The sequence below is a fragment of the Terrihabitans aquatilis genome, from assembly GCF_052542005.1.
The window spans coordinates 346,041-360,781 of the sequence record NZ_JBOCUO010000001.1 but is presented as its reverse complement, the minus strand read 5'-3'; the positions used below and the strand labels follow the sequence as shown (position 1 = coordinate 360,781).

Below are 14,741 nucleotides of genomic sequence, written 5' to 3'. Positions count from 1 at the left end.
AGCGGTGGACCGCTCCGGCACCCGGATTTCAGCTTTCGTAATGATCGGCGACGAGGCGGTCGAGCAGGCGCACACCCCAGCCCGATCCCCAGGATTGATTGAGGTCGCTCTGTAGCGAACCCATTCCCGTGCCGGCGATATCAAGATGCGCCCACGGCGTGCCGTTTACGAAACGCTGCAGGAACTGCGCTGCCGTGATCGATCCACCATGGCGGCCGCCGGAATTCTTCATGTCGGCGAACTTGGAATCGATGATCTTGTCGTAGGCCGGGTCGAGCGGCATGCGCCACACCCGCTCGCCGGTGGCCTTGCCCGACGACAACAGGCGGTCGGACAATTCATCATTGTTCGAGAACAGGCCGCCATGCTCCTGGCCAAGGGCGACAAGGATGGCTCCAGTAAGCGTGGCGAGATCGATCATGGCCACGGGCTTGAAGCGATCCTGCGCATACCAAAGCACATCGCCGAGAACGAGGCGGCCTTCGGCATCGGTGTTGATGATCTCGATGGTCTGGCCCGACATGGAGGTGACGATGTCGCCCGGCCTCTGGGCCGCGCCGTCGGGCATGTTCTCGGCCAGGCCAATGAGGCCAACGGCATTGACCTTGGCACCCCGACGCGCGAGCGCGTGCATGAGACCGGTGACGCAGGCGGCGCCCGCCATGTCGCCCTTCATGTCCTCCATGCTGCCGGAGGGCTTGATGGAGATGCCGCCGGTGTCGAACGTGACGCCCTTGCCGACGAAGGCGATGGGCGCGGAATCATCGCCGGCGCCGTTCCAGCGCATGATGACGATACGGCTTTCGTTTTCCGAGCCCTGGCCGACGCCAAGGATCGCACCCATGCCGAGTTCGGCCATCCGATCCTCGTCGAGGATCTCGATTTCGATGCCGTCATCGACCAGCTTGGAGGCGCGGTTGGCGAATTCCTCGGGAAAAAGAATGTTGGACGGCTCGTTGACCAGATCGCGGGCGATATCGACGCCATCAGCGATGGCCTCCTGCCGCTTCCAAAGCTCCTGGGCGCGGTCGACATCGGACAAAGCGAGCGTCAGGCCCTGCGCGCAGGCGCCGCTGTCCTCATCGTCCTTCTTCTTGGTCTTGTAGCGATCGAATGTGTAGGCTCGCAGCCTTGCACCGAGCGCCATCTGGCTTGCCGCCTCCGCCGCATCATCATCCAGTCCCGGCGGCACGTCGATCAGAACGGTCGCATGGTCGGCCGCGCCGATCTTTCGTAGCACCTGCCCTCCGGTCCGCACCCATTCGGTGGCCGGATCGCCCTCGCCCCGGCCGAGGCCGAATACAATCAGCCTGTCCAATTCGGTGCCCGACGGCGCGAGGATGTCCAGTGTGCTGCCGGCCTTGCCCGTGAACTTGCCGGCCTTGGCAATGCGCTCGAAATCGCCCAGCCTTCCTATCAGGTCTGCCGAGATGCCGGAGAAACCGAGCCGGTAATCGGTCAGCACCACCGCCACGCCGTGCTCCGGCAGGGACGATGAAGCAAATGCGATTTTTGGATTGGACGCCATCTGGGGTAAAAGCTCCGTGTTCTCCGGCGCGTTGCGGCGCGCCACCCTGACCCTGTTTAGAACAGGCTCTTGCATCCGCCTAGCTGGCGGCTGCGTCTCCTCACCTTCTTGCCAGCATATGACCGCACTCGACCGCTATATCATCCGCGCAACGCTGAGTGCCTTTCTGGCCGGGCTGATCGGCACGACGGCCGTGGTGTGGGTGACGCAATCTCTCCGGTCGCTTGATTTGATGACGACGCAAGGCCAGAGCCTGTGGACCTATTTCTTCGTCACCGGGCTGGCCGTGCCCTCGCTCGCGCTCGTGGTTGCCCCGGTCGCCCTGTTCGGCGGCGTGATGTGGGTACTGAACCGGCTTAATGCCGATTCGGAACTTGCAGCCCTTAGCGCAGCTGGCGTGACGCCCATACGTCTGTTTCGCCCCTTTGCCATCGTCACTTTGCTGGTGGCAATTGGTGTCGGCATCCTGAGCACGTCCGCTATTCCTGCAAGCCTCAGGACCATTCGCGAAGTCGTGACGAACATCCGCGCCGATGTCGTGGTCAACGTGCTGCGCCCTGGTGCCTTCACGACATTTGATCAGGGCGTGACGGTTCATGTTCGTTCCCGCGATTCCAGCAATGCGTTGCTTGGCATGCTGATCGAGGACAACAGCTCGCCGGAACAAAACCTGATTTACACGGCTGAGCGCGGGCAGGTCGCACAGACGGAAAGCGGCACTTATCTGGTGCTCGAGCGCGGTTCGCTGCAACGAAAGGCGGCCGGGAGCGAAGAGGTTTCCATTGTCGTTTTTGAAACCTACGCTTTCGATCTTGCGCCTCTGGCCAGCCAGGACACGGTTCTTGCCTACCGCCCGCGCGAACGGCGCCTGATGGAATTGTTGATGCCCAGTGAGGAGGCGCAAAAATCTCCTGCAGAGCTCGGACGAATTCGTGCCGAATTGCATGAGAGGATCACCAATCCTCTTTATCCCGTTGTGTTTGTCGTAATCGCGTTCGCGGCACTCGGGCGCACACGCAGTAATCGGCAAGGACGTTTCACAGCGATCGCCGGCGGAATTCTTGCGATTCTAGCCGTACGTGTGGTCGGTCTCGCGTTGATAAATGTGACGACGTCCAGTGCGCTTGCGCCTCCAGCGCTATACACTTTTCTCGCCATCGTCACCTGCGGAGCTTTGATAATGGCGTTCGGAGGTGGCTTTCGGCGGCTTCGTTCGCATCGTGCTGTGAGCACGGCCTGATATGCCTCTGGTCCTATCGCTCTACATCGCGCGAAAGTTGCTGGCGACGATACTCTACGTTTTCGCGGGCATCTTTGTTCTGATCACCGTGATCGATTTCATCGAGCTTCTCAGGAAGAATGGTGACAAGGCAGACATTTCTTCCTTCCAACTCGTTCTGATCGCAGTCCAGCGCGTGCCAGTCATCTCCGAGCAGACGCTATCATTCAGCGTTCTGTTTGCCGCAATCATCGCCTTCCTGCTGCTGTCGCGAAAGCTGGAGCTGGTGGTGGCAAGGGCCAGCGGCTTTTCCGTCTGGCAAATCATCGCACCGGCGGTTCTTGTTGCAGGTTTGATCGGTGTATTCGCAACAACCGTCTACAATCCCGCGTCCGCTTTCCTCAAGGAACGTGCGAACACACAGGAAGCATCGCTCAAGCGCGGCAATGCCGCAGCCCTCGAAGGTCGTCGCTGGATCCGGCAGCAGAGCGTAGACGGACAGGCAGTGATCCGTGCCGGCGCATCGAGCAGCCGGGGCACCCAATTGCAGGATGTCACGGCCTTCGTTTTTACATCTGACGGGGCGTTTCAGGAGCGAATCGAAGCGGCGAGCGCTTCCCTGCGAGATGGCTATTGGCAGCTGGAGGAAGCTCGCCTGCTCCGAGTGAATGTGCCTCCACAGTCACACCGTTCCTACTTTCTCGCGACCAATTTAAGCGCGGAACAGGTGGCTGAAAGCCTTACGCCTGTCGAGACCGTGGCCTTTTGGGAACTGCCGGAGATGATCGAGCTGTCGCGGCACGCCGGTATCTCTGCATTAAGACTACAGATGCAGTATCATGCTCTTCTTGCCCGTCCCGCCCTCTTGGCGACGATGGTGCTGATCGCGGCGTGCGTGTCTCTCGGCTTCGTCCGATCGGGCGGTGCACCGCGGGCGATTATGGGTGGTGTGGGTGCGGGCTTCGTGCTTTATGTCCTCGGCAAAATTGCCGAGGATTTCGGAGGCGCCGGTTTTATTCTGCCGGTGGTTGCCGCCTGGACTCCGGTCGCGGTTGGGGCTTGTGTGAGCGTAACGGTGTTGTTGTTTCGAGAGGACGGATGAACGGGTTCGTGTCTCTTGGCCGAACCTTGCGGGCGACGTGGCTTTTCGGCTCCGTCGCGACGGCGGCTCTCGTTCTGGCATTGGGCACGCAAACGGCTCTCGCACAGACGCCGCCAGCTGCGGCCGCTAACAGTGACCAGATGTACGTGACCGCCGACGAGATGGTCTATGATGACGCCCGCAGCACGGTGTCGGCCGTCGGCAATGTGAAGCTCTACCAGAAAGGGTCCGTGCTAGAGGCCGAGCGGGTCGATTATGACCAGACGGCCGGCCGCGTGCGTGCCGTGGGCAATGTGCGTCTGACGGACACCGAGAAGAACGTTTATCACGCTCCGGAAATGGAACTGACCGACGACATGCGCGATGGTTTCGTGCAGTCTCTCGTCGTTGAAAGCGCCGACCGCACCCGTTTCGCCGCACGCAGTGCGACACGCACCGGCGGCAACGTGACCGTGTTCGAAAACGGCGTGTACACGGCCTGCGAGCCCTGCCGGGAAAATCCGGAAAAACCGCCGCTTTGGCAGGTAAAGGCCGCCCGGATCATTCACGATCAGGGTGCCAAGACCATTCATTACGAGAAGGCGCAGATCGAGTTTTTTGGCCGGCCCGTTGCCTATTTGCCCTATTTCTCGCAGCCTGATCCGACCGTGAAACGCAAAACGGGCTTTCTGCCCGCGCATATCATGTCGTCGACCGAATACGGCTTCGGCGTGAAGATGCCGTTCTTCTGGAACATCGCGCCAAACATGGACGTGACGCTATCGCCGGCGTTCCTATCCAACCAGGGCATTCTGGGCGATATTGAGTTCCGCCACCGTCTGGCGAACGGCAGTTATTCGATCCGCGCCGCAGGCATCGTTCAGGACGATCCGGAGGCGTTTCCCTATCTGGAGCAGCAGCGCGAGGCGCGTGGAGCACTACAGACGAAGGGTCATTTCGACATAAACGACCGCTGGGCCTTTGGTTGGGACGTCAATCTGCTGTCCGACCGCTGGGTGCTCGACGATTATGATCTTTGGGGCGCCGATTGGTCGGAAGCGATTTCAACCGCTTATCTGACGGGTCAGGGCGATCGCTCCTATTTCGATCTGCGTGGCTACCACTTCTACGGCCTGTCGCAGGACGACGACCAGGAACAACTGCCGATCGTCGGCGTGTGGGACTACGACTATGTGGTCGACAAGCCGATCCTAGGTGGCGAGCTGTCGTTCAACGTCAACCTGACCAGCACCTATCGTGAAGAGACGGACTTCGAGCCGCTTACTCGCGAAAACGCTATTCTCCCGGACGGAACAACCGGCCTTGCCGCTTCCGGCCGCGCCCTTCGCTCAAACAACCTTACCTGCGGCGTCTTTGAGACGGACTGTCTGGGACGCGGTATTGGCGGCAATTACACCCGCGGCTCTGTAGAAGCAAAATGGCGGAAGGAAGTCATTGATCCACTGGGTCAAGTGTGGACGCCGTTCGCGTTCGCGCGCGGCGACTTCATCTGGGTGGATCCCGAAGATAGTGAGAATCTTGCGGCTCTGATCAACACTGATTCCAGCACGCTCTCGCGTGGGATGGTCGGCGCGGGTGTTGAGTACCGCTATCCCTTCGTAGCCCACAACAGCTTCGGCACCCACATCCTCGAACCGATCGCGCAGATCATCGTACGCCCCGATGAGGGGCATATCGGCAAGTTGCCGAACGAGGACGCGCAGAGCCTGTTCTTCGACACCACGACGCTATTCGCCTGGGATAAGTTCTCGGGCTATGACCGCATCGAGGGTGGCGGGCGTGCGAATGTTGGCGCGCAATACACGCTCAATATGGCCTCTGGCGGCTTCCTGAATGTGATGGCCGGGCAGTCCTACCATCTGTTCGGTACAAACTCGTTCGCTGAGACCGATCTCACGAGCCTCGAAGACAATTCGGGCCTAGAGACGAGCCGTTCGGACTACGTGGCGAGCGCCTATCTTCAGCTGACGAAGGAACTGGCGTTCTCGACCCGCTTCCGCTTCAACGAGGACAACCTCTACGCCAATGCTATCGAACTCGAGGCTCGCTTTAACAAGGGTCCGATCAGTGGCGCGCTTCTCTATGGCCGCTATGAAGACCAGCCGAGGTTGGGCTTCGACAACGCCGGAGAAGGCATCCTCGGCAATCTGCGAGTGAACCTGACGGACACCGTGTATGTGGCTGGCGCTGCGCGCTACAATATAGACACGGAGAAGTTCGATAAGACCGAAGCTGGCATTGGCTACATGGACGAGTGCTTCTCGTTTGGCGTCAATTATGCGGTCGACTTCAGCGAGAATGGCAACGAGGATCCGGTCCAGAAGATATTTCTGACGTTCGCCCTGCGGACTTTGGGGAGCGGCGGAACGTCATTCGACGTCAGCGGGATCGGCGCCAGCGACGACATCAACTAGGATGTGCGTTTCAGGCCGGCGAAGCCGACGCGAGGCAGACTATCATGACCAAGCCCCTAGCGCTCACCATGGGCGAACCAGCGGGCATCGGCCCCGAACTTGCTCTACGGACTTGGCTGCTTCGATCCGAACGGCATGTGCCGCCCTTTGCACTGCTGGCTGATCCCGACCATCTCGCAAGCCTGTCGCGTGAACTCGGAGAGGCCGTTCCGATTGCGGTGACGGCGGCGGAACGTGCGCTGGAATTATTTTCGTTCGCTTTACCGGTTATCCCACTTGAAATGGCGGTATTGGCCGAGCCCGGCACTCCAAATGCCGCCGACGCGCCGGCCGTCATTGAATCAATCAGAAGAGCGGTCGACCTGACAATGGACGGCGCCACCTCGGCGGTGGTGACGAACCCGATTGCGAAAGCGCCGCTCATGCGCGTCGGCTTTCCTCATCCTGGACACACCGATTATCTGGGCGTGCTGGCCGAGCAGCGCACTGGAACAATGGTACGGCCGGTGATGATGTTATGGTGCGACGATCTCGCCGTGGTGCCGGTCACGGTGCACATTCCCTTGGCCGATGTTCCTAAGGCATTGACGGAGGATTTGATCGTCGAAACGGGCCGGATCGTCACCCGCGATCTGATCGAGCGGTTTGGCATCCGGCATCCACGTCTGGCGGTCGCGGGCCTGAATCCCCATGCCGGCGAGGAAGGCGCGCTGGGACGAGAGGATCAAGAAGTGATCGCACCCGCAATCCATCGCCTCTTGGATGAGGGCATAGCTGCCTCCGGTCCCTACCCTGCCGACACCTTGTTTCATGCGGCTGCGCGCAAGAATTACGACGCTGTGCTCGCGATGTACCACGACCAAGGACTGATCCCACTGAAAACGCTTGCGTTCGATGAAGGTGTCAATGTGACACTCGGGCTGCCCTTTATTCGGACCTCGCCCGACCATGGAACAGCGTTCGATATCGCAGGCAAAGGCGTGGCCAGTCCCTCAAGCCTGATCGCGGCGCTGAAGCTTGCCGCCCGCCTCGCCCACCGGCCAGTTGCATGAGCGCGATTGACGATCTGCCCCCTCTTCGCGATGTCATCCGGCGGCACGAACTTTCCGCGCGCAAGAGCCTTGGGCAAAACTTTCTGCTCGACCTCAATCTAACAGCACGCATCGCGCGGGCCTCAGGGCCCCTGGAGGGGGTTGAAGTGGTCGAGGTGGGACCGGGCCCAGGCGGCCTGACGCGCGCACTCCTCGCGCTTGGCGCTGAGCGTGTCGTGGCCATAGAAAAGGACCCGCGTGCCGTGGCCGCACTGGCAGAGGTGGCCGATTATTATCCTGGCCGACTCAACGTCATCCAGGGTGATGCGCTCGAGCTTGACGCCACTACGGAGTTGACCGGCGGGCCAACACGGATCGTCGCTAATCTTCCCTATAATGTCGCCACCGTCCTGCTCGTTGGATGGCTCACCGCACGGGAGTGGCCTTCTTGGTGGCAATCGCTAACGCTGATGTTCCAACGCGAGGTAGCGGAGCGGATCGTGGCGCCTCCCGGGTCAGAAGCCTATGGGCGGCTCGGTGTGTTGGCAGGATGGCGCAGCGAAGCGAAGATCTTATTCGATGTGCCCCCTTCGGCGTTCGTGCCACCGCCGAAGGTAACGTCATCAATCGTTCATCTGGTCCCGCGCACCAATCCGGCTCCTTGCAGCGCACGTGATCTCGAACGAGTAACGCAAGCCGCGTTCGGCCAAAGGCGCAAGATGCTGCGGCAAAGCCTCAAGGGCGTTTTTCGTGATCCGCTTGCGGCGCTGGCTGCTGCCGGAATTGAAGAGACGCGACGCGCCGAGGAGATCCCGGTGGATGGGTTCGCGGCCTTAGCTCGGGCGCTCCAAGCAGAGCGCGTCTAACTACCCAACGTTTCCAGATCGGCGAGCAGGTGATCGACGAACGCCGACAAATCCGACGCATTAACTCGTTTTAGCCGTTCGGCGGTGAGAATGGACCGCAGGCGGTCAAAACTCTTCTCAAGATCGCGATTGACCAGCACGTAATCGTATTCGGGCCAGTGCGGGATCTCTTCTGCCGCATTTACGAGACGGCGTGTGATGATCTCCGCGCTGTCCTCGGCGCGGCGCTCCAATCGGGCCTTGAGTTCGCGCCCTGAAGGCGGAAGAACGAACACGCTTATGACATCGGGGCTAAGGGCACTCGCGCGTAATTGCTGCGTGCCCTGCCAGTCGATGTCGAAGAGAACGTCGCGGCCCTCAGCAAGCGCTTGATCCACCGGTTCACGGGGTGTGCCGTAATAATTGCCATGCACCTCGGCCCATTCGAGGAGATCGCCAGCGTCGCGCATACGCTCAAACTTGGCGCGCGTGATGAAATGATAATGGACGCCCTCGATCTCACTGGGTCGCCGCTCCCGGGTAGTAACGGAGATCGACAGAAGAACATTATCCTCTTTTTGCAGAAGATTACGGGTCAATGTGGTCTTGCCGGCGCCAGAGGGCGATGAAACCACCAGCATGATGCCCCGGCGGGCGATTTCGGTTCGTTCCGCGTTCATTCGACGTTCTGCACCTGTTCGCGAAACTGCTCGACTGTGGTTTTGAGTTCGAGGCCTATCGCCGTCAACGCCACATCGTTCGACTTCGCGCAGAGTGTATTCGATTCACGGCCGAGTTCTTGCGCGAGAAAGTCAAGCCTCCGTCCTACGGCCTTACCCTCCGCGATCAGCCCACGAGCTGTTTGCACATGAGCATACAACCGGTCGATCTCTTCCCGTATGTCGGCTTTTGAGGCTAACAGCACGGCCTCTTGATGAAGGCGATCGGGATCGAGCGCAGCATGCGTGTCGAGTAGTGCGCGCACTTGCTCGGCCAGCCTTTCACGGATCGCAGCCGGCTGACGGCTAGGAGCCACATCGGCATGTCGCGTCAACTTTTCGATCGAGTCGAGGCGCTCGCCGAGAATAACTGTCAGCGCTTGGCCCTCCCCGAGCCTCGACGCGACCAGTTGTTCGACAGCAAGCCGCAGCCCGGCAAGAAGCGTTTCCTGCTCTGCAGCCCGTGCATCCGGCTTCGTTTCGGGTTCTGCAACCTCGACCAGCCCTTTCACTGCAAGGAGACCATCGAGCGAAGGCGGAGTAGCATCGATATGCAGACGGAGCACATCCAGAACCTGAACGACTGAAGCCAGCACGTCCTGGTTGATGCGTATGACCGGCGCGACGCCCTCACGGCATATAGTTAGGCTGATGTGGCAGGTTCCTCGCGTGAGGCGGGTGCCAATGATGGCGCGGGCTTCTTGTTCGATGTGATCGAGGCCCGGGGGGAGGCGTAGCCGGATGTCGAGCCCTCGCGCGTTGACGGTCTTGAGCTCCCACGTCCAGCGCATCCCTGTGGATGCGCCGTCGGCGCGGGCGAAGCCCGTCATGCTCGCAAGATTCATCGAGGTTCCAATTCGGTCACGCGGATTGGCGCGGACCATAAAGAAGCGGTTCGTGCCCCTCAACCGGCTTCCGCCAGAATCATCGGAACTATGTGCCTAACGTCGCGCCGGTGGTGTGCCGATGGGTGCCAATGCCTCGGCCGGTACGGCATCCGGCGGCGCACGGTCGGTCTCGCCAGCCCTGTCGATCTGCCGCCAGCGCGCGACGTTCTTTCGATGCTCGGCATAGGACGGCGCAAATGCGTGCCCACCCGTGCCATCGGCCACGAAATAGAGATCGTTGGTATCAAGAGGATTCGCCACGGCCTCCATCGAAGCCCGGCCGGGATTTGCGATAGGGCCAGGCGGCAGAGCCGGAATGGTGTAGGTGTTGTAAGGCGTCGGCCGCAGAATCTCGCTCTTCAGGATGGGCCGGCCAAGCGTGCCTTTTCCTCCGACCAACCCGTAGATGATCGTGGGATCGGACTGGATCCGCATCTTCTTCAGAAGGCGATTGACGAACACCGAAGCGACGTGCGGCCGTTCGCTGGCAACACCCGTCTCTTTCTCGACGATCGAGGCGAGTGTCACCAATTCCTGCGGCGACTTGACGGGCACCTCGGGATTGCGGCGCTTCCACACCTCATCCAGCAATTTCTGCTGCGCTTGCGTCATGCGAGCTATCAATTGCTCGCGGGTGGTGCCGCGCACGACCTGATATGTCTCGGGGAGCAAGGTTCCTTCCGGCGGAACGTTGCGGATCGCGCCGGTCAGCAAGTCTTCCTGCTGCAGGCGTTCCACGATCTGGAGAGACGTCAGACCTTCGGGAATCGTGATGGTGTGCTCGACCACCTGCCCCGTCGCGATCATCGCCATGATCTGGCGCATGCTGGCCTGCCTGGGGAATTCGTATTCGCCGGCCTGCATCTTGCCGCGATTTCCGCTGAGCTGGACGCCGGCCATGAAGACGTTCTGGCTCTCGATGGCGCCGGCCTGCACCAGACGTTCCGCGACGTCGCGAACCCCTGAGCCTTTCGGAATGACGACGGAGGTATCCGCAGCCAAGGGCCCGGGCTCGTCGAAGGTCTTGATGCCGTAATGAATTCCAGCCGCGGCGATCAGCAGAACCAACGTCAGCACAGTCAGGATGACGTTTGCCGACGTAACAAATGTTCCGCGCCCGCGCTGCGAACGACGAGGCCGCTCGGGAGGCCCATCCTGCGGTACGGGGCTTTTCCCGCGCCGCCCAAACCAAGATCGGCCTTTGCCAGACTTTTCCCGGCTCGCGCCCTCAATCGCAGAGGCGTCGTTCGGATCCCGATCGTGCGGATATTCCTGCGTCATCGCTGGTCAACGGTCCCGGTTCGACGTGGTGGTCCGGTCTTCGCCGCCAAATGCGGCGAAAGGCAGGTTCAGGCGTCGTAACGGCGGAACACGAGCGAAGCGTTGGTGCCGCCGAAACCGAACGAATTCGAAAGGACGGTGTTGATTTCCCGCTCCCGTTTCACCTTGGGCACCAAGTCGATCGCCGTCTCGACGGAAGGATTGTCGAGATTGATCGTGGGCGGCGCGACGTTGTCGCGGATGGCGAGGACCGAGAATATCGCCTCGACCGCGCCCGCAGCACCCAGGAGATGGCCAACGGCGGATTTGGTGGACGACATGGAGATCCGCCCTGCTGCATTTCCGACGATGCGTTCCACAGCGCCGAGCTCGATCTCATCACCCAGCGGCGTCGAGGTGCCGTGCGCGTTGATGTAGTCGAGATCAGATGCACTGATGCCCGCCCGCTTCAACGCGGCGCTCATGGCGCGGAACGCGCCGTTTCCGTCCTCGGTGGGGGCGGTGATGTGATAGGCGTCCCCGGACATGCCGTAGCCGATCACCTCAGCATAAATCTTGGCGCCCCGCGCCTTGGCGTGCTCAAGCTCTTCGAGCACGACAGCGCCCGCGCCCTCGCCCATCAGGAAGCCGTCACGGTCCTTGTCGTAAGGCCGCGATGCCTTCTCGGGCGTGTCATTGAAGCTGGTGGTGAGCGCCTTGCAGGCGGCAAAACCCGCAACCGACAGCCGATTGATCGGCGATTCGGTGCCCCCAGCGACCATGACGTCGGCATCGCCCAACGCGACAATGCGCGCCGCATCGCCGATGGCATGCGCACCCGTCGAACAGGCCGTAACGACCGCATGATTCGGGCCACGCAGGCCGTGAGCGATGGAGACGTAACCACCGGCTAGATTGATGAGACGGCCGGGAATGAAGAAGGGAGAAATACGGCGGGGACCCTTTTCCTTAAGAATAAGGGCCGCCTCGGCGATGCCTTCGATGCCGCCGATTCCGGAGCCGATAAGGACGCCGGTCGCGCATTGATCGTCGTCGGATTCGGGGTGCCAATCGGCGTCGTTCAATGCCTGGCCGGCCGCGCTCATCGCAAAGATAATGAAATCATCGACCTTGCGCTGCTCTTTCGGCTCCATCCACGCGTCGGGGTTGAACTCCCCTTCGCCGGAACCGCGCGGCACGCTGGCCGCGATGCGGCACGGAAGGTCCGAAACCTCAAATTTTTCGATAGGCCTGGCGCCACTCTGGCCCGCCAGAAGACGCTGCCACGTCAGCTCAGCCCCTTCGGCAAGGGGAGACACCATTCCGATCCCGGTAACGACAACCCGTCTCATCAAAGCTCCTGCGGGAAGCGCTCCCGGCGCTTCCCGATCCTCACATCAGGCTACGTTCTTCTCAAGGAAGCGGGTGGCATCGCCAACCGTCAGAATGGTCTCCGCGGCATCATCCGGGATCTCCACGCCGAATTCTTCCTCGAACGCCATTACGAGCTCGACCGTGTCCAGGCTGTCCGCACCCAGATCGTCGATGAAGCTGGCATTGTCCGTCACCTTCTCGGCGTCAACGCCGAGATGCTCGATGACGATCTTCTTAACCCGGTCGGCAATGTCGCTCATCGCTCGTTCCTCAAACTGTGTTGAAATTCTGCCGCCACGATGACCGGCTCTTCAGCCGCCCCCGCTCGGGCATGGATGGTTGTGCCCGTTTAGCTGACTTGAAAGCGCCGCACCATCGCGACGCCCACCTTCAACCGTGTTCCCCCAGGCCCAAATCGCGGGTCGATTAACACACTTATTCCGCCTTGACCACAAGCCCGCGAGGCCTGACGACGGCTGTGAAAACGCCGCAATCCCGTCAAGGTTTCCCCCATCCGGCAAGAAAGCTGCACAAAGGCGGATGGGAGACGAAGTCGCGCCGCAGCCGCACATGAACAGCGCCGAATAACCGCATCCGCACGTGAATCCCGGTGTCAGATCATGGCCATGCCGCCGTTCACGTGCAGTGTCTGCCCGGTGACATAGCCGGCTTCGTCACTCGCCAGATAAAGCACGGCAGCCGCGATATCGGCGCCCGTGCCGAGGCGCGCGGCCGGGACACGGCCGATGATCGCTTCCTTCTGCTTTTCGTTGAGCACATCCGTCATGGGCGTGGCGATGAAACCCGGTGCCACGCAGTTCACCGTCACGTTGCGGCTGGCGACTTCCTGGGCGAGTGATTTCGACATGCCGATCATCCCGGCTTTGGAAGCGGCATAATTGCCCTGCCCCGGATTGCCGGTGACACCGACGATGGACGTGATGCCGATGAGCCGCCCCGCGCGCCTTTTCATCATGCCGCGCAAGGCGGCACGGTAGAGCCGGAAACCCGCCGTGAGATTGACGGCGAGAACCTGATCCCATTCCTCGTCCTTCATCCGCATGAACAGATTGTCGCGCGTGATGCCGGCGTTGTGGACGACGATGTCGAGCCCGCCAAGCGCCTCCTCGGCCTCTCCGGCAAGGGCGTCGACCGCCGCCGAATCGGCGAGATTGCACGGCACCACATGGCTGCGCTCGCCGAGACCCCCGGCGATCTCCTGAAGAACTTCGCGACGCGTGCCCGAGAGCGCGACATGGGCGCCCCGGGCATGAAGAGCGCGCGCGATATCGCCACCGATGCCGCCCGTGGCACCGGTGACGAGCGCCTTCTTTCCGGTCAAATCGAACATGGATGCTCTCCTTTAAAGAGTGAACGCGGCCACATCGTCGGACGTGCCGACGGACTGTGCCGTTGCGCCATCGGCGATGCGCTTGACGAGACCCGCGAGGACCTTGCCGGCGCCGAGTTCGATGAACCGCGTGACGCCATTTGTGGCCATATAGGCCACGCTTTCGCGCCAGCGAACCGTGCCCGTGACCTGCTCGACGAGAAGGCGGCGAATCGTTTCGGGATCCGTGACCGCCTCGGCCGTCATGTTGGCGACGACGGGAACCTTCGGCGGATTGATCGTGGCGCTCGCCAAGGCTTCACGCATGATGTCGGCGGCGGGGGCCATGAGCGGCGAATGGAACGGCGCGGACACCGGCAACAGAAGCCCGCGCTTCACACCCCGCGCCTTGGCGATCTCGATGGCCCGCTCGGCGGCCGCCTTGTGGCCGGACACGACCACCTGTCCACCACCATTGTCGTTGGCGATCGTCAGGACTTCGGCGCCAGCCGCCTCGGCTGCGATTTCCCGTGCGGCGTCCGGGTCAGTGCCGATCAGGGCTGCCATGCCGCCCTGCCCCACGGGCACGGCTTCCTGCATGGCATTGCCACGCACACGCAGAAGACGCGCGGCATCGGACAAGGACAGGCTGCCCGCAGCGCACAGCGCGGAATATTCGCCCAGGGAATGACCGGCGACGAACTTCACGTCGCGCGCCAGATCAACGCCCCGCTCGCTCTCGAGCACGCGCAAGGCAGCGATGGAGACCGCGAGAAGCGCCGGCTGAGTGTTGGCCGTCAGGGTGAGGTCGGCCTCGGGGCCGTTCCACATCAGGCTCGACAGATCCTGACCCAACGCGGAATCGACCTCTTCGAACACGGCGCGGGCCGCCGGAAAGGCCTCGGCCAAGGCGCGGCCCATGCCGACCTGCTGGCTGCCCTGCCCGGGGAAGACGAACGCGATGGCCATTTCTGTCCCTTTCTGCTTTCTTTCGTGCGGTCGGGCAGAGACACGTCGCGGCCGCGCCCTGTC

At 61.6% G+C, this 14,741-nt stretch carries 13 protein-coding genes; 5 read left to right on the top strand and 8 right to left on the bottom strand.

Annotated elements, in window-relative coordinates:
- Positions 1-28: 28 nt before the first annotated feature.
- A complete protein-coding gene (locus tag ACQ6S1_RS01870; RefSeq protein ID WP_445039468.1) occupies positions 29-1,528 on the bottom strand; it encodes a leucyl aminopeptidase in 1,500 nt (499 codons plus the stop codon).
- Positions 1,529-1,646: 118 nt separating this feature from the next.
- On the opposite strand from ACQ6S1_RS01870, the gene ACQ6S1_RS01865 reads away from it, so the two are divergent.
- The 5 genes from ACQ6S1_RS01865 to rsmA all read left to right on the top strand — a co-directional run bounded on the left by ACQ6S1_RS01865 (position 1,647) and on the right by rsmA (position 8,160).
- Positions 1,647-2,768 (top strand): LptF/LptG family permease, encoded by a 1,122-nt coding sequence (locus tag ACQ6S1_RS01865; protein ID WP_445039467.1) that lies wholly within the window; start codon positions 1,647-1,649, stop codon positions 2,766-2,768.
- A gap of 1 nt (position 2,769) precedes the next feature.
- Complete coding sequence (gene lptG / locus ACQ6S1_RS01860; protein ID WP_445039466.1) at positions 2,770-3,849, top strand: LPS export ABC transporter permease LptG; 1,080 nt, start codon at positions 2,770-2,772, stop codon at positions 3,847-3,849.
- A gap of 338 nt (positions 3,850-4,187) precedes the next feature.
- On the top strand, positions 4,188-6,263 hold the full coding sequence (locus ACQ6S1_RS01855) for an LPS-assembly protein LptD (protein ID WP_445039465.1): 2,076 nt from the start codon (positions 4,188-4,190) through the stop codon (positions 6,261-6,263).
- Positions 6,264-6,307: 44 nt separating this feature from the next.
- Complete coding sequence (gene pdxA / locus ACQ6S1_RS01850) at positions 6,308-7,315, top strand: 4-hydroxythreonine-4-phosphate dehydrogenase PdxA (protein ID WP_445039464.1); 1,008 nt, start codon at positions 6,308-6,310, stop codon at positions 7,313-7,315.
- Positions 7,312-8,160 (top strand): 16S rRNA (adenine(1518)-N(6)/adenine(1519)-N(6))-dimethyltransferase RsmA, encoded by an 849-nt coding sequence (gene rsmA, locus ACQ6S1_RS01845; RefSeq protein WP_445039463.1) that lies wholly within the window; start codon positions 7,312-7,314, stop codon positions 8,158-8,160. Before pdxA ends, rsmA begins: the two co-directional genes overlap by 4 nt.
- On the opposite strand, the gene gmk is transcribed toward rsmA, so the two are convergent.
- The 7 genes from gmk to fabD form a co-directional block, all read right to left on the bottom strand.
- The gene (gmk, locus tag ACQ6S1_RS01840) at positions 8,157-8,819 is read right to left on the bottom strand and encodes a guanylate kinase (protein ID WP_445039462.1); all 663 of its coding nucleotides are present in this window, start codon (positions 8,817-8,819) and stop codon (positions 8,157-8,159) included. The two genes, rsmA and gmk, sit on opposite strands and share 4 nt — an antisense overlap.
- Positions 8,816-9,703, bottom strand: a complete 888-nt coding sequence (locus ACQ6S1_RS01835; protein WP_445039461.1) for a YicC/YloC family endoribonuclease — start codon at positions 9,701-9,703, stop codon at positions 8,816-8,818. Before ACQ6S1_RS01835 ends, gmk begins: the two co-directional genes overlap by 4 nt.
- Positions 9,704-9,799: 96 nt before the next feature.
- Entirely contained in the window at positions 9,800-10,822 is a 1,023-nt protein-coding gene (mltG, locus tag ACQ6S1_RS01830) for an endolytic transglycosylase MltG (protein ID WP_445039460.1), read from the bottom strand.
- A gap of 272 nt (positions 10,823-11,094) precedes the next feature.
- Positions 11,095-12,357 carry a beta-ketoacyl-ACP synthase II gene (gene fabF, locus ACQ6S1_RS01825; RefSeq protein WP_445039459.1) on the bottom strand — a complete coding sequence of 421 codons (1,263 nt, stop codon included), beginning with the start codon at positions 12,355-12,357 and terminating at the stop codon, positions 11,095-11,097.
- A gap of 45 nt (positions 12,358-12,402) precedes the next feature.
- Positions 12,403-12,639: an acyl carrier protein gene (locus ACQ6S1_RS01820; protein ID WP_445039458.1), complete on the bottom strand. Its 237-nt coding sequence runs from the start codon at positions 12,637-12,639 to the stop codon at positions 12,403-12,405.
- 353 nt (positions 12,640-12,992) lie between these two features.
- Complete coding sequence (gene fabG, locus ACQ6S1_RS01815) at positions 12,993-13,730, bottom strand: 3-oxoacyl-[acyl-carrier-protein] reductase (protein ID WP_445039457.1); 738 nt, start codon at positions 13,728-13,730, stop codon at positions 12,993-12,995.
- 12 nt (positions 13,731-13,742) lie between these two features.
- A complete protein-coding gene (gene fabD / locus ACQ6S1_RS01810; RefSeq protein WP_445039456.1) occupies positions 13,743-14,678 on the bottom strand; it encodes an ACP S-malonyltransferase in 936 nt (311 codons plus the stop codon).
- Positions 14,679-14,741 lie beyond the last annotated feature (63 nt).